Origin of the sequence: Chitinophaga filiformis, from assembly GCF_021646545.1 — a bacterium.
Taxonomy (GTDB): Bacteria; Bacteroidota; Bacteroidia; order Chitinophagales; family Chitinophagaceae; genus Chitinophaga; species Chitinophaga filiformis_A.
On the sequence record NZ_JAKIRP010000008.1, the window covers coordinates 1 to 24164 of the forward strand.

Sequence of the window (24164 nt, forward strand, 5' to 3'; positions counted from 1 at the left end):
TTTGCCGCCGACTTCCTTCAGATTCCACCTCGCGGTGGACACCCTTGTCTTGAGCTAGCGATTCCTACTATCAAGGCTCGCGGAGGACTTACACCTCTTAGTTTATGAACATGCCGGGCGCACAACACACAGCTCCTAACGGAGCTGATTGCAGCGAATGATACCGTTGACGTTTATACTAACTGTCGCTGCAGCCAATAATACCACCGACAGGTAGCGTTCCCCAAAAAAAGTCACCCTCATTTCTCAAATTCCCTTATTTTTGTAGTGAACAATACAAAAATACTTCTCCCTGAGAAGAATCTAAAGAAATGAGAGGCAGGCCCAGTATATACGACAACAAAGAAGTACTATCAAAAGCGCAGAAAGTATTCTGGGCCAAAGGTTTTACCGCCACATCACTGGAAGATATTCTCGAAGCCACGGGTCTTGGTAGTGGTAGCTTTTATCATGCTTTTAAGGGGGGCAAAAAGGAACTGTTCCGGAAAGCCATTCAACAGCGAAGGGAGGCTTTTAATCAGTTTAGGGAAGAACTTGAGCATAGTAAAGCGCCAGTTGAGCTGATCAAAGACTTCTTCCGCGGCATGGCAAAAGACGATAAGGAAACCCATTTATTGGGCTGTATCATCGTGAATACGGTCGTTGAAATGGCCTGTCTGGATAATGAACTGGAAGAAGAAGCCATCGCGATCCTGAAGGAAGTAGAACAATTCTTTACCGTAACCATTAGAAAGGCACAAAAGAATGGTACACTGCAGAACCAGACCAGCCCTGAGATCCTTGGGCGTTACCTGATCACCCTCTGGAACGGTATGAACGTTACCAGGCGTATGTACCCAGATCAAAAGATCCTCACCAAACAAATTGAAATGCAGCTGGAAATCATCAGCTGATTTTTTTTGACCATTTTTGTAGTGATCAATACAGAAATAATCAAGATACTCATCATGGCATATTAAACGCTGGAATATAAATACTTATGGATTTACAATTGAAATTAAAGACTGCCTTTGTCAGTGGCTCGACACAAGGCATCGGCTTTGCTATTGCTAGACAATTACTGGCTGAAGGTGCAAAGGTGATCATCAATGGAAGGACGCAGGAAAAGATCGATCTGGCCCTGAGAAAACTGAAACAGGAGATTCCCGGAGCAGAAGTATCAGGGATAGCGGCCGACTTTGCGGATCCGGAAGAAGTGGATCATCTGCTGGAGGCATTACCAGCTATTGACATCCTCGTGAATAACGTAGGTATTTTTGATCTCAGGCCGTTTTTTGACACAAAAGACAGTGACTGGACAAAGTTCTTCGAGGTGAATGTAATGAGCGGGGTGCGCCTGTCAAGGGCCTTATTACCTAAGATGCTGGAGCGGAAATGGGGACGGGTGATCTTCATCAGTAGTGAATCAGGTATCAACGTTCCTGAAAACATGATCCACTATGGGATGACTAAAACAGCCATGATTTCCGTGAGCCGTGGGCTGTCTCAACTGACGAAAAACACCGGCGTTACCGTCAATACAATCATCGGAGGGCCTACCTATTCAGAAGGTGTGGCGGGTGCTGTGGAGCAGCTATCCGCCGCCCAGGGCCGGAATGTCGAGGATGTGAAAGCCGACCTGATAATGGCATTAAACCCTACTTCGTTATTACAGCGATTTATAGAACCGGAGGAGATTGCGCATTTGGCAGTGTATCTTTCCAGTCCTCTTTCTCTTGCTACCAATGGTGCGGCTCTGCGTGCAGACGGAGGTGTGTTGAATACGATCCTATAAGAAATCAGTGAACAGAAGACAGGCTGTCTCTTCAGAAATACCGGACAGCCTGTCTTTAGGATATGGAAGTCCGACTAAACTGACCTACGAAAATGTTATCCAAACCAATAACAAGCCGAAACCTGATCTTTACGCCAGTATTTTTGCTTTGACATTTGTATCTTCGCCCATCCCTTATACGAGCAGAAAACCCGGTCAACTATGTTTCAGAACATTACCCTTTTTTCCAAACAGCATAATATCGTCTCAGGTCCCGCTCCGCACTGGACTCCTAAAGTAAAAATCTATTGTACCTGTGACCTGGATATAGGCTTTGGCACAATACTCAGATGGACGCATAAGAATCCTATCAAATTGACCGCTATGATCAGCTTCTATCGACAGCTGTCATTGGGGAATTGGGACGAAACACCCTGTTCATTCATCTTCAACTCATCAATAACCGTCAAATGGAAGCAGCCGCCAAACGGTAACGCTCACATACAGGTATATGCCTGGCGCAACACTTTCGGAGGCAGAGAAGAAGAATTATTGATGGAAAAGCACCTGCCACGTTACAGAGTCCGTGACTACGGCGCTGACTTTTTCCTTACTGTAATGCGCATCCTCACAATGGCAAATGCCGACGAGATGAGTATCTTTTATGCAGAATCGATGTACAGAGAGAAAATAGATCCTCCGGCGGAATTTGAAATCGGTCAACGAGTATCGACCATTATCGGACCTAATGTCAAAACGCTACGTACCGGACATATTATATCCCGCGGTTACCATCAGAATAAGAGAACTAATTTGTATTTTCTGATGGTGGATGGCGAGGTACGGAAGAAATGGTATTTTCCTGGTGATTTGCGGCCAGCGTGACCGGTCGGCATCTGTAGATGCCTCATCCGATGGAGGATAATTTCCCCCATACTGATACACCTGGACCGCTCTTTAGCGTTTGAAGGTCAGTATGCATAGGGCTAGATGTACTTGCCCCGATGGATACTGACCGGTAGCGAAATATCCTTACCTGGACTTCTCATTTTGCAATTGCTCCAGTTTCTCTTTCGTTTCTGGAATTGCTTTCAGTGTTAACGCTTTTTTGAAATTCTCAATAGCTTTCGTCTTATTGCCGGTTTCAAGGTATAGGTCACCAAGGGAATCATAACAATTAGCACTATTAGGATAGTTAGTTGTATTGAGCTTAAATAAAGTTTCTGCTTTGACAAATTGTTGGTTGCGTAACATTTGGTAGCCAAGGTTGTTTACCTGATTTTCATCTGGTTTAACAGTATATCCCATTTGTTCAGACACATTCTTATAATGAGCAAGCAATACCGAATCTAATTTAAAGCCCGGATTGTTTAATTCGCTATCGTAAATTTTCAGTTTATAAAAGTTGAAAACAAATCGAAGTGCATCATATTCGCCGATCAATCTCACGGAAGGATGATTATCATCTTCATAATACCTGTATCTGAAACGTAACTGGTTCCGCGAGTTGTCAGAAAGGTATTTAATGAACGTAAGGTTGCTACGAATAAGTTCGGAACGGGAACTGGTGTCTTTTTGAACAGACAATGTATCTTCTCCTTTTTCCAGACGGTTGGCCAGGGCTATATACAGTGTCTTTCCCTTATAGTTTTGAGTCGGTAATATCGTCTTTGCTTCTTTTACAACTCTTTGGTTATCCCACCACAGCGAGCCATCAAGAGAAACATATGAATTAAATAAATACGGTTTATGGAGGAAAGTGTTTGTTACTGCGAGACCTCCAAGGGAATGACCAATAAATATTTTATAAGAGGTGGTTGGATAAGTCGCATCTATATAAGGGATAAGTTCTTTTTCAATAAAAGAAATGAACTTTTCGCCATTTCCTACGGATCCGGGAAATTCTTTATCAGTGCCAGTTGTTAATTCGTTCAATCTGTTTGATTGCAGGATCCCCACCACAATTGTTGGCGGACAGAGACCTGATACGGTCATATGTTCTATAATACTCACAACAGTATTGAAGTTGTCTCTTCCATCCAATAAATAAATCACAGGATAGTTGCCTTTGTCTTTAATTTTATTCCCGCCATTGCTATTAGGAATATGTATCCAGATTTTACGCTCCTGTGCCAGGATCTTTGAATGAACAGATTCCTCGAACCCCGTAGTAAAAGGGCTGTTTTCCTGAGCATTGACACAGAATGAGGTGGATAGAAAGATGACAGAACATAGTAGTAACTTGAGATAAACGTTGGCGCTGCAGCTGAGCATGTAGTGTCTCATATGGTATTCTCGGATTTATTTAAGCAGGTATATATTTCATGGGTTCCGGTGCCTGATGGCTCATCCCGCCTCCTTTTGAGGAGCAATCAGGATTTAGTGTAAGTACAAAGATATTTTTTTTGACAATTATTTATGGAAATTTATGTGAGCGCTTTATTAATCCTTCCATGCCAGGTATTCCTGGAGTTATACTATTCTATATACTATCACATTGAGATTTGATCGGCTGAATACCGTTGGTCACAAGAAATGATATTGCCGCATAAAATATAAGGAACGATTTGACGTTACAATCAAAAAGTGGTGATGCTCTGAAGCTTTTTTAGCAATTGCGGTTCATTAACGCTGGATATCTTTTGTATATTTACCTTCGATCTATATCCGGGCGACCAGTAACTTATGCAACTCACCGGCCCGCAGGAAGTTTTTAGAGGACAATAAAAATATAGGAGCGGTGTAAAGGTCCCGCCAGATTTTAAAGCAAAGAACGAAGAATAATGAAAGTATTTAACAACCTTGCTGCTTATAACAAATACCTTAACCTTTCAAATCCCCTGCATCCTTTAATGGACAGCAGGGTTTGTAAAGAGGCCATTCCGGGCTTTCCGAAATCCAGCGAGGAAATCCAGGTTAATTTTTTCAAGATCGCATTAAAGAAAAATTTCACAGGTGATATAAACTACGGTAAAAGTCAATACAATACCCAAAACGGTTTGATGCTCTTTAGTGAGCCAGGGCAGGTGGTGTCATGGGATGCGCTGACTTATTGGGACGGATATGCATTTGTTTTTCATCCCGACCTTATCAAAAAACATTCAATTGCCAGGAAGGTTAAGCTCTACAAATATTTCGGCTACGAAGTCAATGATGCCCTTTTTATGACACCAGAGGAAGAAGAAACTATTACCTGGCTGTTTACAAAAATTCATTTTGAGCTGCTTAACCGTAAAAGCAAGGCTAATGAAGAAGTAATCCTTTCTTTGTTAAATGTTATTCTTACCTATTCGGAATTATTTTATGAGCGACAGTTTACAGATAGAGCACAACAACAAGTTTCTATTGCGTCAAAAATAAAAACGTTTCTGCAGCATCATTACAATGATTTTTCGAAGCCTGTAAAAGATGTTCCCAGTGTTTCTTCGATTGCCAATGAGCTGCATCTGTCACCCAACTATCTTACTGATCTGATACGGGCGGAAACAGGGAAAAGCACGATCAACATTATACATGAATATGTCACCGAACAGGCAGAAATATTATTGCTCCAAACCGATATGACGGTAGCTGATATTGCGTATCATCTGGGATTTCAAAATGCTCCTTATTTTTCGAAACTGTTCAAAAAAATCAGAGGAGTATCTCCCGGAGAAATAAGAAATCAGGGAAATGTATAAGATATTCCGCGTTTTGTATTATCAGGCAGCAGAAGCCGGGAGTACCTTTGTGAAAGCTGAGATCACATTCACAATGTTTTTTCGAACGCAAAAGGTAAATAGTATGACAGGAAAAGAACAGCTGCTTAATGAAATTCTCTCTTTCCATGGTGTTGAGAAGTGGAAACAGTTTAAAACGATTAAAGCTCATGTTAAAATGGGCGGGATCACATGGAGTATAAAAGGTCATGAGGGTGCTACCGCCGATGTTCACTTCACCGGTAATTATCATGCACAGGAGGCCAGGTGGCAAGGGCTCTTTGGACAGCTGAGTTCAGCATTTAGCCCTGACCGGGTTGCATTATTGGATGAAAAGAGACAGGTGATAGAGGAACTATTACATCCGTTAGAGTCGTTTGCCGGTCACACCGTAGAGACGCCATGGACACGTCCTCAACTCGTATACTTCAGTAGCTATGCTACCTGGAATTACCTGACCGCTCCATTTAACTTCCTGTTGCCGGATATTACAATCAACGAAATTGATCCCTGGCAACAAGATGGTGAGGTCTGGAGAAGACTGGAAGTAATCTATCCTGACCATTTTGCGACACACAGCAAACGACAACTCTATTACTTTTCACAAGACGGTGAATTAAGGCGCCATGATTATTGGCCGAGAGTGCTGGGAAACAGTCCTGCAACTCAGATCATTGAGGACTATAAAGATTTTTCTGGTATTAAAATGGGAACCAAAAGAAGGATTTACATCCTCGATGAAAAAGATAATAGTTATCTGCCAGACCCCCTGTTGGTTTCAATAGATGTCATTGATGTACAGTTTCAATAACATTTTTCTTCAAACACTGTAAACCCGTTTATTTAAACTATTACAACAATATGGACTTTTTTTCAAAAGCTCCCACACAATATATTGAGGTGGCGGGAGTACCGTTTGCGTATCGCCGTTTCGGTAATCCGTCAGCCACGCCGCTCATCGGCCTGCAACATTTCACAGGCACAATGGATAACTGGGACCCTGTTATCATGAATGGCCTGGCCCGCGACCGGGAAGTGATTGTATTTGACAATCGCGGTGTTGGAAATTCGAAAGGCGCTACACCGGAGAAAGTCGCCGATATGGCAGACGATGCCATCGCCTTTATTGACGCCATGGGCTTTACCCAGATCGATGTTCTTGGGTTTTCTTTAGGGGGATTTATTGCGCAACAAATGGCAGTGCAACGACCGGCCTTACTGCGTAAGATAATTCTTGTTGGAACGGCGCCGCAGGGTGTGAAGGTGCTGCATTCGTTTCCTCAACTGATAGAAAGAGCGATGAAGCTGACCCCTGTGGAAAGGTTTCTGTTCATCTTCTTTACAAAGTCTGAACAAAGCCGGGCCAAGGGATTGGCAGCATTAAACCGTTTGAATGAACGTAAGGAAGACCGCGATCAGGAAACAAGTGAGGAGGCGGTGTTTGCGCAATTGAAAGCGATCACTTCCTGGGGTACAGATCCGGTGACACTTGACATCAGCAAAATTCAGCATCCTGTATTGATCGTTCAGGGCAGCAATGATGAGATGATGGATAGTGAAACGTCATACCTGCTTTTTAAACAATTGCCCAATGCAATATTGAGCTACTATCCCGATGCTGCACACGGTTCGTTCTTTCAGCACCCGGATCTGTTTGTCAGTGAAGCCAGTTTCTTTCTCAACAGTTATTAACTGTGTCTGTATCATACACAGATAACATCCAGGAATAATCTTTAAGACAAATTAAATTTTCACGATGATTTTTACAGTACAGGAATTAAGCACGGCATATTGGAAAGTAACGATTGATAATCCACCAGTGAATGTTTTCGATCCTGAGTTTTCGAGACAGCTCATGTCACTGATAGATCAGCTGGAAGCTAATGACGAACTGAAAGTAGTCGTTTTTGAAAGCGCCAACCCCGATTTCTTTGTAGCCCACGTAGAGTTAGTGAACATCGGAGGTTTCCCGAAAGGATTGGGTAAAACCGGACTTTCTATTTCCTGGCCTGATATCGCAAAACGTTTCGAACAGGCCGCCTTCGTTAGTATTGCATCTATTCGCGGACGGGCAAGAGGTCTGGGCAGTGAGTTTGTACAGGCGTTCGACCTTCGCTTTGCGAGCAAGGAAAAAGCCTTTTTTGCACAACCGGAAATCGGCATCGGATCGTTTCCCGGAGGTGGTGGACTGGAACGTCTGCACCTGCTTACAGGCAAGGCAAGAGCGTTAGAAATAATATTAAGCGGCGATGATTACGACGCAGAAACGGCGGCTTTGTACGGTTGGGTAAACCGGGCTATCCCTGATGCACAACTCGACAGTTTCGTTGATAGGCTGGCAGGCAGGATTGCTTCATTTGACAAACCTGCCATTGTTGCCATTAAATCTATCATGAATGAGAGGGCTACACTTCCCAAAAATGAGCATATAATGGAAACTCAAACCCTCTTCTTTGAGTCGTTGCAGTGGGAGGGAAGCAGAAGAAGGGTAAAACACTTACTGGACAAAGGCTTGCAGCAATACGGCGACGTTGAGTTGAACCTTGGGGAATACCTTTAACTAAGAATAGGCTTCGGATGATCCACGTGCTATCCGAAGCCTGTAATTACAGCTTATCATAAACACGAGACAATGAAAGCGATTATATTGAAAGCTCCCGGGAGTGTGGAACAATTGGAATACAGTGATATTGAAAAACCACATATCGGGGCGGGTGAAGTATTGGTGAAAGTAAAAGCTATCAGCATTAATCCTGTCGACGTAAAGACCCGCGAAGGTAAGGGAATGTATGGCATGATAAACACCCAAAAACCGCTAATCCTGGGTTGGGATATTGCAGGTACGGTGGAACAGAGCGAAAGCGATCTGTTCAGGCCCGGCGATAACGTCTTTGGGATGGTTAATTTTCCCGGACACGGAAAAGCCTATGCCGAATACGTGGCAGCGCCGGCAAGCCAGCTGGCACTGAAGCCATCGAATGTTTCTTTTGAACAGGCAGCGGCGGCCACACTGGTGGCGTTAACCGTCTGGCAGGCCATGAAGGCCAGGGCAGATGTTCAGAAGGGACAAAAGGTGCTGGTACATGCGGCGTCGGGTGGCGTCGGACATATTGCTATACAAATTGCAAAATATCTGGGAGCAGAAGTGACAGGCACCTCTTCCGCTAAAAATCGCGACTTTGTGCTGGGACTTGGGGCAGACAGCCATTTTGATTATCAAGGTTATGACTGGGCCTCACATCCGCATAAATATGATTTTGTGTTGGATACTATCGGGGGTGACAACTTTCATCGATCTATCGATGTGACCAAAGCAGGGGGCACCATTATTAGTATTCCTACCAGTTTGGATGAGCAGGTAACGGAAAAAGCGAAAGCTAAGGGAATAAATGGCAGTTTCATGTTGGTGAAATCCAACGGAAAAGATATGGAACAGATCGCGTCGCTTCTGGAGAAAGGGATTATTGATCCTTACGTTTCCCGGACGTTTACATTTGACCAGATGCGTGAAGCTCATCTGCAGATGGAAAGCGGCCGTACTGTGGGCAAAATTGTGATTGTACTATAAGTATGATGATACATCAATGTTGGTAACGCCCTATTTGATGGGCCGCGTTAATGTGATTAAGTCGCCCATAGGTTTTCAAAGGGAATAACCCGCTGCCAAAAAATAGGGCGTTTACAGTATTATCAAAATAGCTTTCAGGTTTTTAATGACCTAAACGCGGATTGCTGACCACTTGCTTGCATTGGATGGACAGCAATTTACCGGCATTCTTTCTCAATAATGGTTTTATACTTCCCGTCATAGCCAGTTTTGTTACTGAGCTGTATATTTTTCAGCGGCATCTGCAGACGCCTCATCCGATGGGGGATAATTTCCCATGCCTGCTGATACAGTGGGATCGTCAGACAACCGTGTATCTATATTGATTTCTCCTTCCAGCAACCTTGCAACCGGACAATTTTTTGCAATCCAGAGAAGCCGTTCCTTTTGCGCATCGGTCACGGGCTGACCGAAAGAGAGTGTCCTGAAAATCGAAGTCCTGAATGGTTCTGTTTGTTGAACCATATTCACTGCGCAATGTATGTCCGTAATGTTCCATTCCTTCTTTTTAATGTACATGCGCAGTGTAGTCAATGTACAAGCTACCAGTCCGGAAAGAACAGTTGAAAAAGGATCGGGGCCAAGATCTTTACCGCCATTGAACGTAGGTTCATCGAGGATAAGTTGACCTGCCCGCCAATTAATGGTAACTTCCTGACGGTCTTTAATGACATCACCCGTAATGTCTTTTGGAAACAGACGTAGTGTTTGTTTTTTACGTATCATAATCTTCACATTTTATCTTGTGTATAAAATTGTTATGTCTTCAAAAAAGTTCGGGACTCTTCCTCTCTGCTGGCATACCGCGTGCCAGTCAATAATGACTTAGCCCACACTGGCTTATAGAATTGGCAGTCCTTTCGGAATTTTACAGTGTTATGTGTGGGAAATCAATAGGGACATTTGTAATTGCATACAATAAGTTGAGGGTAGTGATGTTGCCGACTGCAAGGACCACATCGACCAGGTGCCCCTGATCATATCCCGCCTCGTAGAAGTCCAAAAGAACGGCTCCGGAAATATATCCTTTAGTGAACGCAATGTCATGTGCCAATGCTGCGATGGCTTTCAGACTGTTAGAGAACTGAATGTTGTTGGCGCGTATATCCAATATTTGCTCTTTATTAAAACCAAGACGTTCAGCTACGGCACTATGAAGGCTGAGGCAATATGCACATTGATTTACCTGGCTCACAACTAAGTTTACCACTTCGCGTTCGCGATAGTTCAACGAGTTATCCTTTGTGAGGTAATTGAAGTAGTTTTCAAGACCATTTTCACTGCTGGTAAAGGCCACGAAAATATTTGGAACCTGACCAAATTTTCCTTTCAGCGCTTCAAAGATCCTTTTGTTCTTTTCCGAAACGTTTTGTTCGTTCGGCATTAAAAACTTGTTCATAAAAATTATTGGTTAAAAACGTGTTTTCCTGCAATAGCTTTCCCGGTCGTTAGAATAGACTTCGTTTTAAGACTATCAATAAAACCGATGATTTAATTATGGCATAGTCCGAATGTCTCCATAAGTCTCCGGGAATTTGTTAAACATCATAGCTACAAAACCACATTCTGGAATTACTTTTAAACTATTTTCACGGGCATAATCGACCACCGCATTTACTAATTTCGTTCCATATCCATTTTTTCGTTGGGTAAGACCAACGCTTGTGTATCCTGCTTTTAGCAGACCAGGGGTAATGTGAACCGTCATTCTTCCGACTTCTTTTCCATCTACACTTAGCGAAAAAAAGGAGATGCCTTTTTCTCCTTGGTGTTTTTCAATCTTTTCCATTATGGTATTGTTTTAATGCGAATAATGCGATGTGATGCTGTTGAAGTAACAAAAGTTGGAAATGGCCGATTGATAGAAATTGACATTTGTCACAGAATAGCATGCTAATACTTCGTAAGGCCAGGCAATTTATGTGTCAGGATGCTGCACTTGTAATTTTAACTTTTTCTTTTTTGTGACTTATGTCAATTAAATACCACGAATTACAGGCGTCTTTTGTAGTGGAAGTGATTGTCGTTTTCTATCACTGGGCAATCAGGCATCCTCCATATATCGTAATATCAATTAATGACAGAAGCCATGTTGAAAAAGATTTTTCCTACTGCACAAATACTATTACGTCTTGCAATAGGTGTGGGCTTTATTCTACCAGTATTGGATCGCATTGGTGTTTTGGGCGCACCAGGCAGTACTAATGTGTCATGGGGGAATTGGACCAATTTTGTCGCCTATGCGAATAAATTGATGCCTTACTTTTCTTTCAAAATGGCGTCTTTCTTTGGCCTTGTAGCCACTATTGGTGAAGCTGTATTAGGAATACTGCTTATTATCGGTTACAAAATCAGACTCGCTGCCTACGGTAGCTTCCTACTTACATTGGTATTTGCTCTCAGTATGCTTTTCTTTACTGGATACCGATCCCCATTTGATTATTCCGTGTTCTCTGTCAGCTTTGCCAGCCTGCTTTTAGCCAGCCTGCAATCTGAAGCGGTGTTACAGCAAACGCACAAGCAGGGCTCATAACTTCTATAACGCTAAATACCAAAAAGATGAAATCAGAAACTGAAGACAAGAAATCATTTCCACTTCCTACAGCACCCGAAGGTGTTATACCCTCGCTTATTGAGCGGTTTAACTCCAGGAATGTCAGCACACAAATGGAATTGCATGATCCGCAGTCCGTGTTCGTGGAAAATGACGGCCGAATCCTAACTGACCGGGCGGCAATCGCTGCCCGACTTGAGCGCGATCTCAAACTCGGCCTGCCGCTGGCGGCGACTGTGCGCCACATATTCGTCGCAGACAATATCGCCCAGATAGTGGTGGATTGGTCCATTGACGGCGTAGGCCCCGACGGCAGCCTGGTCCACCTCGCAGGTTCGGCATGCGATATTGTGCGACGAGGCGAGGATGGATTCTGGCGGTACCTTATCGACAATAACCAGGGAACGGCGGTGCGATAGTCAGCCTGACTACATAAAGCGGGGCGGCTCCAGGCGATGGGAGCCGCTCTTCGGTGTTACAGCGAAGAATGATGCAGTGGACTTGCTTAAACATGCATTTGGTGTATGGCATATTTTTAATTTGGCCCTATCATTTTGCTTTGAATAACGTGAGTGCTTGTTTCCATATATCAATTGCACCTGCCATTTCGGTTTCATTTAACGAACTGTAGCCAATGCGTATGTAGTCGTTTGGCCTGGTGGTATCAGGCTCAAAGAAATAATTAGTGCCATCACTGATCTTTAATCCCAACTTTCCAGCATTCAGGGCAACTGCTTTGCCACTTATGTTCTCTCTGTAAGTTGCCCAGATGGCCAATCCGCCATTCGGCTTGTCGAACGTTAAATATTCTCCCAGTTGCTCACGAAGCAACATGCAAGTATGTTCCAGGCGTTCTTGATAGACTTTGTGTGACTTTTTGATGTGCCGGGAAATATCACCGGCTTTCAACAATTCGGCAGTTGCTTCTTCCAGCAACTGTTCGCCCTGTCTGTCTATTAATTTACGAATGGCCGCCGCTTCGTTTATTACCACTTCCGGGGCCACTATAAACCCGATTCGGACACCTGGCGCGATGCTTTTGCAAAAAGAGCCCACATAAATAATATGTCCGCCAGTATCCAGCGTTGCCAGAGGTAGAAGAGGACTGCTGGAAAAATGATAATCAAAATCATAGTCGTCTTCAAGCAATGCAAATCCGTATTTATCGGCCAGGCGTAAAAGCCGCATACGCCGTTCCGCACTTAAAGTGACTGTTGTAGGCCGGTGATGATGAGGGATAATATAGATCATCTTAGGGACCTGCGTCTTACACAACTGCTCAATCCTGTCTACATCTATACCGTCTTTATCTACCGGAATAAATGTCAGATTTGCTCCTGCCAGCTTAAAGGTTTGATTCGCATCTCTATAACCTGGTTCCGGTACGAACACACTATCTCCGGGGCTGATGAGTAACTGTGTGGTTAAATAAATAGCCATCTGCGTCCCCTTAGTAATCAATATTTCCTTTTCAGTGATCTGGAGTCCTCTGGTCTTGCTCAGGAAATTTGCAAGCTCGACCCTGAGGCGATAAGAACCATGTTCCGGGCCATACGTGAGAAATTGGTTTGCTAAACGGCCCTTACCAAATCTTCTGTACTCTCGCACCAGCTCCTCTATGGGTGCAATTCTGGGATCAGGAAAGCCGTCGTCAATTTTATACAGCGGCGTTGGCATTTCTGGAGCATTTATTTGCACACCTGAATCTGTTCTTGTTACTACATCAGAAGATCGATTGATTATTGCATAAGCCGGTTGCAGGTTTCGCGTCAAATCTGGGCTATGTTGTTTAATTGTATGCGCTGAAGTATCGGGCAGGTTCCTCGATACATAAACTCCGCTTCTGTCTCTTGTTTCCACCCAACCCTGTGCATCCAATTCTTCATAAGTGGCGACCACTGTTTTACGGTTGAGTTGCAGACTCAGCGCAAGTTCGCGAGAGGGTGGGAGTGCCTGCCCAGGTTTCAAAATGCCATGACATATCAACTGGATGATTTGAGATTCTAATTGCCGGTATAGAGGACTATGCTCATCGCATTTTTTAAATGAAATTTCAAGCAATTTTTTGATCATAATTGGACCCGTATGTATTTGGAAATTGGCCCAGTAAAGTAACTAAATATAGCTCTAATTTTAAGCCACATTAACAATATCATTGAGACAATTTTAAGAATTAAATCATGCTGCAAATAGTACTGTACAGCAACAAAAAAAAGGAGGCATGTTATGAAGGCAATTATTGTAACTGACCAGGCTGCAGGGATGGCCGGAATGAAACTGATGGAACAACCGGAACCGCAACCATCATTGAATGACGTCATCGTTCGGGTCCATGCATCTGGGTTCACCAACGATGAACTGACCTGGGGCCCCACCTGGACCGATCGGTTGGGTAAAGACCGGACACCGTCGATTCCCGGCCACGAGCTGGCTGGTGTAGTTACCGCACTGGGCTATGGAACGACGGGACTGTCTATAGGACAACGGGTGTTCGGCCTCACGGACTGGACGCGGAATGGTACACTGGCAGAGTATGTGGCCGTTGAGGCACGCAACCTCGCACCACTTCCCGCTGATGTGGACTTCGCAGATGGTGCCGCTCTTGTGATGTCGGGGCTGACCGCATGGCAGGGCCTGTTTGATCACGGACGCCTACGCGTAGGACAGACCGTTCTTGTACACGGTGCTGCCGGTGTAGTGGGTTCAATGGCAGCTCAACTTGCACGTGCAGCTGGTGCTTATGTCATTGGCACAGGGCGCGCTGACAGCCGCCAGAGAGCGATCGATTTCGGTGCACACGAGTAACTCGATCTTGAAAACGAAAAGCTCCAGGACATCGGCGAAGTCGATCTGGTGTTCGATGTCTTCGGTGGGGATATCGCCAACAAGTCTGCAAGCCTGATCAGGTCCGGTGGAACGCTGGTGACCATAGCAGGGCCGACCGAGGCCCGGCCTGCAAACGGATCGACTATCGACTTTGTTGTCGAACCGAATCCAAGCCAACTGACTGAGATCGTTCAGCGACTGCGCGAAGGACGCCTGCGGACACATATCGGCAGAATATCCAGCCTGAACGACGCTGTTGCAACCTTTAATTCGACAAACCGGGTCAACGGAAAGACGATCATCCGCATTCGTCCTTAAACCCTGACGCCGCAGTACACACCTCTTTGCGGTCATCATTACTATCTCGTTTAAACAAGTCAAAAGACGATGGAGTATGTACACTCGGTTTGAGATGGACATATTCCATCTTTCAGTATTTATAAAGCCATTGAATGGGAATGAAATTGTTGAATGATGAATGAGCAATTGAAAATAGAACTAATAAATCCTCAAACAAACGTGCTGGCGTTTAAGCTGATACAGCTTCATACTGATGAGTATTTTAGAAGTCTGAAAAGCTTTAACTGCTATAAAATCATTTTAATTAAGAAAGGGAAAGGTCAATTAACCTTTGATACGGCGAAGTATGATTTCTCAGAAAATTGTTTAATAAGATTTCCAATCTATCAGCCTTTTCAAATTGAAGCGGATGGTCCCATTGATGGAATATTACTTCAGTTCCATCCAGATTTCTTTTGGAACCATAAATACGATATGGAATTGACGAGCAAGCAGGTACTGTTTAAGAGTATCGGTGAAATTCCATTGATAAAAATCACGAATGAGGAAATGGCACAACTTCTGTGCCCGCTGGATAATCTTCTTTTAGAGCTCAGAGATGACCGCCTAGGCCGTTATGACATTGGCGTTTCGTGGGTGAAAATATTTATGATTTATGCCTCACGGATAAAGACGGCAAGAGGCGCGATTTATTCGAATGTGCTTTCTGAAGTTCATCATCTCACCAGGGAGTTGATCAATGCAGTTGAAGCACACTTTCACTACAAGCACCGGCCTGCAGACTATGCAAAATTGCTGAACGTAAATATCAAAACGTTGAATCGTATGGCTAAACAGCATCTGGGTAAGACTGTTGGGGACATAATTTCTGAGCGCATAATAACACAAGCGAAGCATGAGCTGTATTTAAGTGACAAACCAATCAAACAAATTGCGTTTGATCTGGGGTTTCATGACGTAGCCTATTTCAGCCGATTCTTTAAGACACAGACTACTGTGTCCCCTGAAGTATATCGTAAATCATTGAGGGTCGGCTCTAAGTTATAATCAGTCACCCGCACAATTTTCGGGACAATAGGCCCCCGCACATTTTGGATGTAACTGCATTCCCGAAACTCAAAATGCAGCATACATTATACATCGATCATATTACTGCGTATTCTGGCCAGCGTTTCCCTTTTTATGCCGAGATAGGAGGCGATCACAAACATTGGAAGGCGATGATGCAACTGCGGAAAACACCGGATAAATTGCCGGTATCTTTCTTCTGCCTGGTGGCTGAGCATCATATATATCCTGTCTCTGCTTGTACGGCATTCATTGATGATGATCTTAGTGTGTAGTGCATCGAAATTAGGGATCTCTTTCCAAAGTGTTTTAAAGCTATCCGCTGAAAGCTGTATTACAGTACTATCCTCTAAAGCATCGATAAATTCGTTTGAAGTGCTGCCAGTCACAAGACTTACGCAATCGCTTACCCAATGACCGGCCGGTGAAAGATTAAAGATGTGTTCATTGCCATTGTTGTCGATCCGATATGATCGGAGGCATCCGCTGCATACTAGTGTATGGAACCTGCATATACTTCCTTCACGTAATAGGTATTGCTTCTTATTAAGTTGCCTGGGTATTGCCAGTGATTTAATAATTGCAATCTCCTTATCTGAAAATAAGCCGTAGCTTCTGATGTGATTTTCGAAATACTCAAATATTCTCTCAGGCATTAATGGGGGATATCTGACTAGCTTAAATAAAAGAGTCCTATGGTTACTGTATCGTCATATCCAAAGTCGCTGTTGATGTCTTGCTCATTTCTTATTTGCATAAAGTTGTACATGGTTGCATTTGTGACGGTGAAGTTAACTAATATGACAAGGCTGGGAAATGGACAAAAGGGACATTCTGTTGTGATATGCGTCTGGATCGGTAGCTCCGCCAGCGACGCTTAGCTGCTGTGACATTTGTCAATTTGGGCAATAGTTAAAACATTTATTTTGCGTTCTGAACTTCATTATAAAAATTGATACTAATGAGAGCCATTTATAATGATCAGGTGATTGCAGAAAGTGATGATACAATAATAGTTGAAGGCAACCGCTATTTTCCTCTGGATTCAGTGAAAAAGGAATTCCTGGCAGTGTCTGGTATGCATACGGTTTGCCCTTGGAAAGGTGTGGCCTCCTATTATCATGTAGTTGTGAACGGAGAAAAGGCAGAAGATGCGGCTTGGTATTACCCAGATCCTAAAGCTTTGGCTAAAAACATCAAAGGATATATTGCATTCTGGAATGGCGTCAAAGTGACCGATTAGGAATGCCGTTTTTTTTGACCTATACGGACAAATTCGGAGAGCGCTGCGTTGACTTTGGATATCCGGAATGTGTTTTCATGTTTTAACTTACATAACAGTTATCCGCTTGTGTTTATATCGGAATGGAAGGCAATTAGAACAGCCTGTGTGGCAAGGTTTGCTTCGAGAAGATTGTTTTTATGGGAATAGAAGAGGGAGCCTCTTCATTTTTTTGGGACACCCTCTTCTTATTTTTTTACATTGCCAGTAAAAGCTGATAGCACTGAGTAAAGAACTAATGACCCGTTTTCGTGGCAACGACCTCCTCCATCACACCATTGATCTTTACTTTCACCTTACGTGCTGTAGGAGAGGAGATCTTGTAACTGGTCACCTTACCATCTTTCCACGCAAAGTCCACAGTGAAGTTCCCGCGTGCTTTTAGCCCCTTTACGGCCCCTTCGGCCTTCCATTGATCTGGTACCGCCGGCAGCAGGTTAATAAAGCCTGCATGGCTCTGTAATAGCATTTCTGCAATACCAGCAGTAGCGCCGAAGTTTCCATCTATCTGGAACGGAGGGCCTGCGGATAACATATTCGGGTACACACCTCCACCCGCTCCATAATTGATATCAGTTCTGGCAGTTGGTTTCAGCAGTTCACGGAACAGTTTGAATGAGCGGTTGCCATCCTGCAGTCTTGCCCAGAATAAGAGCTTGTAAGCAATCGTCCAACTGGGACCATCATCTCCTCTCACTTCCAGTGTCTTCTTTGCTGCTGCTGCAAGATCAGGTGTGTTTTCAGCAGTGATCAGTGAGGCAGGATATAACCCCCAGAGATGGGAGATATGCCTGTGCTGTGGCTCGGTCTCTTTGTAATCTTCCAGCCATTCCATGATGCGACCGTCTTTGGAGATGACACCGGGAGGAGGGAGCAGGGCGATCTTTTGCTGCAATTCTTTTCTGAATACACTGTCCTTACCTAATGTAACAGATGCTGTAATAACATTATTGAACAGGTCGCGTACGATCTGGTTGTCAATCGTAGCGCCGATGCAGATACTCGCATGTTTACCATTGGATAAATAGAATGCATTCTCCGGAGAAGAGGACGGCGACATCACCAGCCAGCCTGTTTTTTCATCTTTGATCAGCAGACTGTTATAAAACACTGCAGATTCTTTTATCACAGGATAGATATCCGCCAGGTACTGCCTGTCGTTGGTAAACGCATAGTGTTCCCACAGGTTGTTACACAACCATCCGGAGCCCGACTTGGTAGCTCCCCATGAAGCGCTTTCGCCGGGTTCCGTAAAGCCCCATACATTGGTGATGACATGCGCTACCCAGCCTGGTGCATTGTAATAGGCGCGTGCGCTTCTTTTACCCGGTTCCACCAGTCCCTTTACCAGGTCAGCCAGCGGCAGATTCAGTTCTGAGAGGTTCGACACCTCTACCGGCCAGTGGTTCATCTGTACATTCACGTCGAGGTGGTAATCCCCATTCCATGGTGTCTGTATCTGGTTGGCCCAGAGCCCCTGTAAATTCGGTGGCAGCAAACCCGGTCTTGTACTGGATATCAGCAGGTAACGGCCAAACTGGTAAAAGAGCACCGGCAGTTCATTGTCGGCCGCTGCGTTGTTGTAAAAGGCTGCCAGGCGTTTGTCTGTTGTTAAATTACCGGCACTGCCTTTTCCCAGGCTTAACTGCACCCTGTTAAACAGTTTACCATAGTTGTTGACATGCAGTTTCCGCTGTACAGCATAGCTTTTTTTCATAGCCGCTACCAATGTCTGACCGATCTGCTCTTTGAAGCCAGGATTCCTGAAATCCGTACCGGCAGCTACATACAAAATAATCTCGGTCGCATTCCTGATCACCAGGGCATTGCCTTCCGTACTGATAACGCCATCTTTGGAGCTGGCCTTTACAGTGGCCTGGTATTGCATGCCTTTGCCATCTGTGCCATTGTCCAGCTGACCATACAGTTCCAGTGCATTACCGCTGGTACGGCTGGATGATCTTTCCTGCCGGCTCATTGTCACACGGCAGTTGAGTTTCCCCGGCTGATCTGCCGTTAGGCGGATCATGCCCAGGTCATCTCCATAACTGGTAAAGTATTCGCGTTTGTAAGTAACGCCATCCACTTTGTAGCTACAGGTGGCCATAGCCTGTTCCAGCGATAGTGTTCTTTCATACTGTTCAGGCGTATTGTTCGATGCGCCTTCAAACTGTATCTGCAATTCCCCCAATACCTGGTAACAGCCAAAGGGCACGCTACCTGAACCTTTGCCGGTGCAGATAAAGTCTTTATCCATCAATGCCTGTGCCTCATCATTCCTGCCTTCTTTCAGCAACTGCCGGATACGGGGCAGTTGCTTATAAGCTTCATAATTGTTGGCATCCTGCGGAGCGCCTGACCAGAGGGTGATATCGTTCAGCACGATCTTCTCTGTGGCAATACCACCGTCAGGCATCATGCCTAAACGGCCATTACCAAGGGGCAGGGTTTCCTCCCATACCTTTGCCGGTTTGTCATACTTCAATTCCTGTGCATGGCTTTGCGCGGTGCTATATGCTACCGGCAGGGCCGCAATGATAAACGTGATAATACTTCTGTTTAAAAACATCATTAGACCTGTAACTTTTGATAACTAACTATTCTTTATTCCAGAACGTGAGTTCCGACATGTTTACATAACTGTTCTCTCCATTGGCATTGTGCAGCACCCTGATACGGATATAACGTACCGGTGGAGGATCGCTCATCAGCGTCGTTTTATAAGGCGCATTACCATTGTCTGTCCTGATCACCTCTTTCAGCAATGTCCAGCCCTTTGCCTGCATGGCAGCCTTCCATCCGCCGTCACGGGAGTCCAGTTCAGGTACCGCATTGGTTATATCCGCAATGCCCCATACCTCAAACTGGTCAGGATTGTTACAACAGTCCCTGCCTGTTTCTTCTATGCTGCCCAGGTTGTTGTAAACCTTTCCCATATCAAAGCTGAGCACCCGTGGCATGCCGCTATTGCCGTCACTATGGAAGATGTTCGGGTAACCCTGCGGACCAACAGATCCATCCCACAACTTACTCACCCGGGTATCAGACTGGTAAATACCCATATCTCCATAAAGGTTCAATTCACTGAAGAGGCTCTTATCGCATACTACCTGCCTGAAGATAGTAGGAAAAGTATCATTCTGCAAAGTGTAGAATGTATCCAATGCACCCCTGACAGGAATATAGGAAGACTTGTACACCACAGGCGTACCGAATTTATAGTCTGTCAGTGTAAGGGAGTCTTCGTCGGGAGACAAAGATACCTGCGCTACCTCACCACTCTTTTTAGTGTACTGCAATGCAGTATTGATGTTGATCGTATCAGGCGTGGCAAACCGGATGATGACGGAGCTATCTTCCTGAATAGCATAAGGTGCCTCCGGATTGCTCAACCTGTTATTGAGCGTTGCCGTGTATACAGTACCATATACCCTTGCATTGCTGATCTCTGTGGCCACAGACCTGTTGCCTTTAGCATCATAGGAATATATCACGAAAGAATATACATACTCCGACAGTCCGGATATGGTACACCTTACGGTATCACTGGTATTGTGTGTAGTGGAAGTGACCTCGAGTGAATCGGCTTTGTTATTCCAGTACACTCTGTACTTAACAACACTGGGATCAGGGCTGGGTTGCCAGATCAGCTGCAGACGGTTATTGCCGGGCAATACTTTTGCATTGGCTATTGCGCCGGGATAGACCAGTTCTTCACCACCGAGGAAGTCGCGGTAATCAGTCGGTTTTTTACTGCAGGCCAGCAATAAGAGTAAGCAGGCCAGCACATATATGCTGTTTGTATGATAGTGTTTCATTTTTCTGCCGTTTATAAGGTGTTATTGTCTCGGATCTCCCCAGAAGGTCAGTTCTGTCACGTTGAAAAAGTTGTTTGTCTGCGCCATATTCGAAAGGCATTCAAAGCGCATATACCTTACCTTCGGCAGGTTCAGGGGGAAATTGTAGCTGAAACCTGCATTCCAGAACGCGAGATCCGCATTGGTGTATTGTGGATTAGGCAATTTGGACGGCTTGCCCGGTGCATCGAATACGCCCAGGTTGATCCATCCACCAGGCGTCTGGCCACCTACAGGAGGCAGGTTATTTTCATCGGGCATCGTCTCATCCACAGGTTGATCTTCTCTTCCCCACAATACCCATCTTTGTGGTGCTCCTGCCTGCCATAACCAGTTGCCACTGCCGTCTATTCCCCTGTTCCAGATAGTGTAGCGACTTAACCTGGCTGCCTTGCCCATATCGTATGTGATCACTGCCGGCCATACCAATGGCTGGATCGGTTGCTCTGTATGATAACCGGGCGATTGTGCGGTGCCGTTCCACAGATACTGGATCACCCATCCAAAGCCGGTCCTCGCGTCCGTTCCCAGCGGATAGGCCTGGAACAATGACTTGTCCATCTGGGCTTCAAAAACAGGTGTAATAGTAGAGAACAAAGTATCAGAGATATTGCCCCACTGGTCTGTGATATATACCCCGAATTGATGAGGGATCGTATCATAGCCTCTGAGACTGAATGAAACCGTATCCTCGTTGGTATAATTCTGTGAGATGATCTGGTACTTGTTTGTCTCGTCGGGTGCGACAGTAATGATACCAAGATTAGCATTGGTCTTATTGAGACAGGTGATGTTCACGCCACCGAAATCCTGCTGCATAGTCACCGTTGGACGTGTGAGCAGGTAAGGAGGCGTATCCGGATGTACTGTTACGGTTACCGGGTCAGAAGATACCTGCGCACGGCTTACGGTACGCAGCACCACCTCATAGTCCTGGCTTTTCGCAAAACCGCTTACTGTGATGCTATCGGAATAATAGGAGGACTTTGCCTGTCTGCTGGTCTTATCATTGATCTTATACTCTGCCTGTACATACAGGATATTGGGCGAGTTAGGCAAATCATAAGTGATGTATGCCCCACCGTTGAAATTCACTACTTTCACATCAGTAACCGGCCCCGGTTTCGTCATATCGGTAGACACTATTTCATTATAACCGTCCATTCTTTTGCAGGACAGCGGTACTGCGGCCATAGCGATCAGCAGTGATAAAACTTGATATATAGGATGCTTGCTGTATTTCATACGTGATAATTAATAAGTAGATGGATATGCTGCTTACCAGTAAAGCGTTTGCACCAGGTTTGGATTGGTTAACAGATCATAATCCTGTATCGGGTACAGATAGTTCCTTAAGCCAAAGGCTGTCTGCTGCGCGATCCTTATCTGGTAGTACCCCTCTGTTGTTCTGTTAAATACGTTCCAGCCCAGCAGGGGAGTGCTTAATACATTCTGGAGCTCTTTCCATCTCCGCAGGTCCCAGCCCGCCTGTCCTTCGAAAGCTGTTTCAATCCTTCTTTCCTGGTGGATGATGGCACGTAATCCGTCTTTGGAATTACATTTATTCGGATTGTTGGAGTACTGTGACCAGGAAGCTTGTACGCCCTGAAGACCAGCTCTTGCTCTTACTTTGTCGATCCATTGATACACTTCCGCACCCGGACCATTCACTTCATTCAGACACTCTGCATAGAGCAACCATAGACTGGTCAGGCGCATAAAAGGCCAGGAATAATTCTGTTGAACGCTGTTTTGTCCGAAGGTGGTCTGATAAGGCACCAGCTTCTTTGCCCAGTAACCGGTTGCATTATAACGCAGCTGATCGGGCGGAGCAGCGAAGCCATTCACGGCATTCACATAGTTAGGGTTGTTATCGTCCAGGTTACCCGATCCGAACCACACACTGCCATCAAAAGCAACATCGGCATAATAACGCGGTTCTCTGTTAAAGTTGCCCTTCACCGTGGTGTATCCTTTCTTGATGTAATAGGCATGTGTATCGTCGCCCTCCTGCAGTTTATAACGGTTCTTATAATCCCAGAACCTGTCTTCATTAATGGGTACGCCATTGCTGCTATAGAACAATTCTGACTGGCCGATAGGCACAGAGAAATTAGAATACACGGCAAACACATTGGCCGCTGCTTCTGCCGTCACACGTGGAGAGGCCATATACTGCCATCCGAACTGCGGATTGAGTGTCCATACCTGTTCTGTATTCCAGCTGTCTACAAAGGCGCCCTGTATAGTGAGCAGTCTGCGGGTAGCGTCTGACATGTGTACCACACCTCCCGATATCCTTAGTTGATACAAGTCAGCGCCTGCAGTGGTGGCTGCATCAATGGCCTCCTTACTGGCAATCATAGCGCGTTGCCATTTTGCATCATCGTATTCTGCCGGGAAAAGTCTTGTACCATCGCCCCGCTTCATGGAGGCATAATCAGGATTACCGTTGAACAAAGGACTGGCCTGTGTAACGAGTACCTCCGCCTTTACGGCCTTTGCGATAGTACCGCTGATACGTCCCTGTTCTGCAGCCAGGTTCTGAATAACCGGTGGCAGATCTACGATGGCTTCATCCAGCAAGCGTACCACATAGTTAAAGCATGAGTCGACAGGTTGCTGTTTGATCCTTACTTCATCAATAGAAGCATTCACCGGAAGATTGACATCCACGATAGGAATAGGACCATACATTCTGATCAGCCAGTAGTGAAAATAGGCTTTCAGGAATTTAGCCTCCGCATTCCATCTTTTGCGCTGAAACTCCGGTAAGTCAGGAGCTATGTGAGAGTTCTCCAGGAAGATGTTACATTTCCTGATAGCCTGCCACATGTTGATGCCCATGTTGTAACCATCCCAGTAGTTCAGCAATGGGTTAGCGCTGTTCTGTAAACCACGCATGATGCTGAAGCCTGCATCGCCGCCCGCGCCGCCCAATGTGGTCTGATCCTGTAAGGGATAAGGGAACAGCACTTCGCCTGATGTGGCAAAACCAGCGTTCCTGCGTATATCTGATAATGCCTGTAATGTGGCATAACACCCAAATAAATAAGCTTGTGTTTCGTTGGCGTTGGCAAAAGCGCTTTCCAGCGTGGCAACGTCGTCGGGCACAACGTCCAGGTATTTGCTACAGGAAGGTTGTATTAATATAGAGAGGCAGGTGACTGCACAGAGTAATTGTTTTGTAATGGATCTCATAAGTAATCGTTTACGTTA

General features: G+C 45.1%; 24 protein-coding genes. 14 read left to right on the forward strand and 10 right to left on the reverse strand.

The genetic code is table 11. The features are described from left to right. Positions 1–311 precede the first annotated feature (311 nt). From L3C95_RS19295 to L3C95_RS19305, 3 genes are all read left to right on the forward strand, one after another. On the forward strand, positions 312–893 hold the full coding sequence (locus tag L3C95_RS19295) for a TetR/AcrR family transcriptional regulator (protein WP_236390131.1): 582 nt from the start codon (positions 312–314) through the stop codon (positions 891–893). An 86-nt stretch (positions 894–979) separates the two neighbouring features. Further along, positions 980–1774: an SDR family NAD(P)-dependent oxidoreductase gene (locus L3C95_RS19300; protein ID WP_236390140.1), complete on the forward strand. Its 795-nt coding sequence runs from the start codon at positions 980–982 to the stop codon at positions 1772–1774. 201 nt (positions 1775–1975) lie between these two features. Next, entirely contained in the window at positions 1976–2638 is a 663-nt protein-coding gene (locus L3C95_RS19305; protein ID WP_236390141.1) for a hypothetical protein, read from the forward strand. A 147-nt stretch (positions 2639–2785) separates the two neighbouring features. On the opposite strand, the gene L3C95_RS19310 is transcribed toward L3C95_RS19305, so the two are convergent. Beyond that, positions 2786–4039: an alpha/beta hydrolase-fold protein gene (locus L3C95_RS19310; RefSeq protein WP_236390142.1), complete on the reverse strand. Its 1254-nt coding sequence runs from the start codon at positions 4037–4039 to the stop codon at positions 2786–2788. A 497-nt stretch (positions 4040–4536) separates the two neighbouring features. Between L3C95_RS19310 and L3C95_RS19315 the strand changes: the two genes are divergently transcribed. The 5 genes from L3C95_RS19315 to L3C95_RS19335 all read left to right on the forward strand — a co-directional run bounded on the left by L3C95_RS19315 (position 4537) and on the right by L3C95_RS19335 (position 9019). Beyond that, positions 4537–5433: a helix-turn-helix domain-containing protein gene (locus L3C95_RS19315; protein WP_236390143.1), complete on the forward strand. Its 897-nt coding sequence runs from the start codon at positions 4537–4539 to the stop codon at positions 5431–5433. Continuing rightward, positions 5426–6262: a hypothetical protein gene (locus tag L3C95_RS19320; RefSeq protein ID WP_236390144.1), complete on the forward strand. Its 837-nt coding sequence runs from the start codon at positions 5426–5428 to the stop codon at positions 6260–6262. The genes L3C95_RS19315 and L3C95_RS19320 overlap by 8 nt, the downstream gene beginning before the upstream one ends. A gap of 50 nt (positions 6263–6312) precedes the next feature. Further along, positions 6313–7143 (forward strand): alpha/beta fold hydrolase, encoded by an 831-nt coding sequence (locus tag L3C95_RS19325; protein ID WP_236390145.1) that lies wholly within the window; start codon positions 6313–6315, stop codon positions 7141–7143. A gap of 64 nt (positions 7144–7207) precedes the next feature. Continuing rightward, complete coding sequence (locus tag L3C95_RS19330) at positions 7208–8011, forward strand: enoyl-CoA hydratase/isomerase family protein (RefSeq protein ID WP_236390147.1); 804 nt, start codon at positions 7208–7210, stop codon at positions 8009–8011. Between the two features lie 72 nt (positions 8012–8083). Next, positions 8084–9019: an NADP-dependent oxidoreductase gene (locus L3C95_RS19335; RefSeq protein ID WP_236390149.1), complete on the forward strand. Its 936-nt coding sequence runs from the start codon at positions 8084–8086 to the stop codon at positions 9017–9019. A gap of 252 nt (positions 9020–9271) precedes the next feature. Here L3C95_RS19335 and L3C95_RS19340 read toward each other — a convergent pair whose 3' ends face one another. The 3 genes from L3C95_RS19340 to L3C95_RS19350 form a co-directional block, all read right to left on the reverse strand. After that, positions 9272–9784: an OsmC family protein gene (locus L3C95_RS19340; protein WP_236390155.1), complete on the reverse strand. Its 513-nt coding sequence runs from the start codon at positions 9782–9784 to the stop codon at positions 9272–9274. Positions 9785–9926: 142 nt separating this feature from the next. Next, positions 9927–10457, reverse strand: a complete 531-nt coding sequence (locus L3C95_RS19345; RefSeq protein ID WP_236390156.1) for a carboxymuconolactone decarboxylase family protein — start codon at positions 10455–10457, stop codon at positions 9927–9929. 96 nt (positions 10458–10553) lie between these two features. Then, positions 10554–10847 carry a GNAT family N-acetyltransferase gene (locus L3C95_RS19350; protein ID WP_236390158.1) on the reverse strand — a complete coding sequence of 98 codons (294 nt, stop codon included), beginning with the start codon at positions 10845–10847 and terminating at the stop codon, positions 10554–10556. 288 nt (positions 10848–11135) lie between these two features. Here L3C95_RS19350 and L3C95_RS19355 point away from each other — a divergent pair, with 288 nt between their 5' ends. Further along, positions 11136–11591 (forward strand): DoxX family membrane protein, encoded by a 456-nt coding sequence (locus L3C95_RS19355; RefSeq protein ID WP_236390162.1) that lies wholly within the window; start codon positions 11136–11138, stop codon positions 11589–11591. A 26-nt stretch (positions 11592–11617) separates the two neighbouring features. Further along, positions 11618–12031 (forward strand): YybH family protein, encoded by a 414-nt coding sequence (locus tag L3C95_RS19360; RefSeq protein WP_236390163.1) that lies wholly within the window; start codon positions 11618–11620, stop codon positions 12029–12031. Positions 12032–12161: 130 nt separating this feature from the next. Here the strand turns inward: L3C95_RS19360 and L3C95_RS19365 are convergent, their stop codons facing one another. Continuing rightward, entirely contained in the window at positions 12162–13685 is a 1524-nt protein-coding gene (locus L3C95_RS19365) for a PLP-dependent aminotransferase family protein (RefSeq protein ID WP_236390165.1), read from the reverse strand. Between the two features lie 153 nt (positions 13686–13838). On the opposite strand from L3C95_RS19365, the gene L3C95_RS19370 reads away from it, so the two are divergent. The 3 genes from L3C95_RS19370 (at position 13839) to L3C95_RS19380 (ending at position 15785) form a co-directional block, all read left to right on the forward strand. Further along, on the forward strand, positions 13839–14417 hold the full coding sequence (locus L3C95_RS19370; RefSeq protein WP_236390168.1) for an NADP-dependent oxidoreductase: 579 nt from the start codon (positions 13839–13841) through the stop codon (positions 14415–14417). 30 nt (positions 14418–14447) lie between these two features. Further along, positions 14448–14756, forward strand: coding sequence for a zinc-binding dehydrogenase (locus L3C95_RS19375; RefSeq protein ID WP_317207699.1), 309 nt, complete (start codon positions 14448–14450; stop codon positions 14754–14756). Positions 14757–14912: 156 nt separating this feature from the next. Next, positions 14913–15785, forward strand: a complete 873-nt coding sequence (locus tag L3C95_RS19380; protein ID WP_236390172.1) for a helix-turn-helix domain-containing protein — start codon at positions 14913–14915, stop codon at positions 15783–15785. A gap of 86 nt (positions 15786–15871) precedes the next feature. Here the strand turns inward: L3C95_RS19380 and L3C95_RS19385 are convergent, their stop codons facing one another. Next, the gene (locus L3C95_RS19385) at positions 15872–16462 is read right to left on the reverse strand and encodes a Crp/Fnr family transcriptional regulator (protein WP_236390174.1); all 591 of its coding nucleotides are present in this window, start codon (positions 16460–16462) and stop codon (positions 15872–15874) included. A 305-nt stretch (positions 16463–16767) separates the two neighbouring features. Between L3C95_RS19385 and L3C95_RS19390 the strand changes: the two genes are divergently transcribed. Continuing rightward, positions 16768–17049: a DUF427 domain-containing protein gene (locus tag L3C95_RS19390; RefSeq protein ID WP_236390175.1), complete on the forward strand. Its 282-nt coding sequence runs from the start codon at positions 16768–16770 to the stop codon at positions 17047–17049. A gap of 274 nt (positions 17050–17323) precedes the next feature. Here L3C95_RS19390 and L3C95_RS19395 read toward each other — a convergent pair whose 3' ends face one another. Genes L3C95_RS19395 through L3C95_RS19410 form a run of 4 tightly spaced genes read right to left on the reverse strand, consistent with a single transcriptional unit; the run spans position 17324 to position 24146 of the window. Then, positions 17324–19660 carry a glycosyl hydrolase family 95 catalytic domain-containing protein gene (locus L3C95_RS19395; protein WP_236390177.1) on the reverse strand — a complete coding sequence of 779 codons (2337 nt, stop codon included), beginning with the start codon at positions 19658–19660 and terminating at the stop codon, positions 17324–17326. Positions 19661–19685: 25 nt separating this feature from the next. Further along, the gene (locus L3C95_RS19400) at positions 19686–20906 is read right to left on the reverse strand and encodes a DUF4998 domain-containing protein (protein ID WP_236390178.1); all 1221 of its coding nucleotides are present in this window, start codon (positions 20904–20906) and stop codon (positions 19686–19688) included. 21 nt (positions 20907–20927) lie between these two features. Continuing rightward, positions 20928–22190 carry a DUF4959 domain-containing protein gene (locus tag L3C95_RS19405; protein ID WP_236390184.1) on the reverse strand — a complete coding sequence of 421 codons (1263 nt, stop codon included), beginning with the start codon at positions 22188–22190 and terminating at the stop codon, positions 20928–20930. 33 nt (positions 22191–22223) lie between these two features. Further along, complete coding sequence (locus L3C95_RS19410) at positions 22224–24146, reverse strand: RagB/SusD family nutrient uptake outer membrane protein (protein WP_236390185.1); 1923 nt, start codon at positions 24144–24146, stop codon at positions 22224–22226. Positions 24147–24164: the final 18 nt, after the last annotated feature.

What these genes read in the sequence shown, in the direction of transcription:
- L3C95_RS19295 (WP_236390131.1), top strand. Translation starts at nt 312, where the DNA reads ATGAGAGGCAGGCCCAGTATATACGACAACAAAGAAGTACTATCAAAA.
- L3C95_RS19300 (WP_236390140.1), top strand. Translation starts at nt 980, where the DNA reads ATGGATTTACAATTGAAATTAAAGACTGCCTTTGTCAGTGGCTCGACA.
- L3C95_RS19305 (WP_236390141.1), top strand. Translation starts at nt 1,976, where the DNA reads ATGTTTCAGAACATTACCCTTTTTTCCAAACAGCATAATATCGTCTCA.
- L3C95_RS19310 (WP_236390142.1), bottom strand. Translation starts at nt 4,039, where the DNA reads ATGAGACACTACATGCTCAGCTGCAGCGCCAACGTTTATCTCAAGTTA.
- L3C95_RS19315 (WP_236390143.1), top strand. Translation starts at nt 4,537, where the DNA reads ATGAAAGTATTTAACAACCTTGCTGCTTATAACAAATACCTTAACCTT.
- L3C95_RS19320 (WP_236390144.1), top strand. Translation starts at nt 5,426, where the DNA reads ATGTATAAGATATTCCGCGTTTTGTATTATCAGGCAGCAGAAGCCGGG.
- L3C95_RS19325 (WP_236390145.1), top strand. Translation starts at nt 6,313, where the DNA reads ATGGACTTTTTTTCAAAAGCTCCCACACAATATATTGAGGTGGCGGGA.
- L3C95_RS19330 (WP_236390147.1), top strand. Translation starts at nt 7,208, where the DNA reads ATGATTTTTACAGTACAGGAATTAAGCACGGCATATTGGAAAGTAACG.
- L3C95_RS19335 (WP_236390149.1), top strand. Translation starts at nt 8,084, where the DNA reads ATGAAAGCGATTATATTGAAAGCTCCCGGGAGTGTGGAACAATTGGAA.
- L3C95_RS19340 (WP_236390155.1), bottom strand. Translation starts at nt 9,784, where the DNA reads ATGATACGTAAAAAACAAACACTACGTCTGTTTCCAAAAGACATTACG.
- L3C95_RS19345 (WP_236390156.1), bottom strand. Translation starts at nt 10,457, where the DNA reads ATGAACAAGTTTTTAATGCCGAACGAACAAAACGTTTCGGAAAAGAAC.
- L3C95_RS19350 (WP_236390158.1), bottom strand. Translation starts at nt 10,847, where the DNA reads ATGGAAAAGATTGAAAAACACCAAGGAGAAAAAGGCATCTCCTTTTTT.
- L3C95_RS19355 (WP_236390162.1), top strand. Translation starts at nt 11,136, where the DNA reads ATGACAGAAGCCATGTTGAAAAAGATTTTTCCTACTGCACAAATACTA.
- L3C95_RS19360 (WP_236390163.1), top strand. Translation starts at nt 11,618, where the DNA reads ATGAAATCAGAAACTGAAGACAAGAAATCATTTCCACTTCCTACAGCA.
- L3C95_RS19365 (WP_236390165.1), bottom strand. Translation starts at nt 13,685, where the DNA reads ATGATCAAAAAATTGCTTGAAATTTCATTTAAAAAATGCGATGAGCAT.
- L3C95_RS19370 (WP_236390168.1), top strand. Translation starts at nt 13,839, where the DNA reads ATGAAGGCAATTATTGTAACTGACCAGGCTGCAGGGATGGCCGGAATG.
- L3C95_RS19380 (WP_236390172.1), top strand. Translation starts at nt 14,913, where the DNA reads ATGAATGAGCAATTGAAAATAGAACTAATAAATCCTCAAACAAACGTG.
- L3C95_RS19385 (WP_236390174.1), bottom strand. Translation starts at nt 16,462, where the DNA reads ATGCCTGAGAGAATATTTGAGTATTTCGAAAATCACATCAGAAGCTAC.
- L3C95_RS19390 (WP_236390175.1), top strand. Translation starts at nt 16,768, where the DNA reads ATGAGAGCCATTTATAATGATCAGGTGATTGCAGAAAGTGATGATACA.
- L3C95_RS19395 (WP_236390177.1), bottom strand. Translation starts at nt 19,660, where the DNA reads ATGATGTTTTTAAACAGAAGTATTATCACGTTTATCATTGCGGCCCTG.
- L3C95_RS19400 (WP_236390178.1), bottom strand. Translation starts at nt 20,906, where the DNA reads ATGAAACACTATCATACAAACAGCATATATGTGCTGGCCTGCTTACTC.
- L3C95_RS19405 (WP_236390184.1), bottom strand. Translation starts at nt 22,190, where the DNA reads ATGAAATACAGCAAGCATCCTATATATCAAGTTTTATCACTGCTGATC.
- L3C95_RS19410 (WP_236390185.1), bottom strand. Translation starts at nt 24,146, where the DNA reads ATGAGATCCATTACAAAACAATTACTCTGTGCAGTCACCTGCCTCTCT.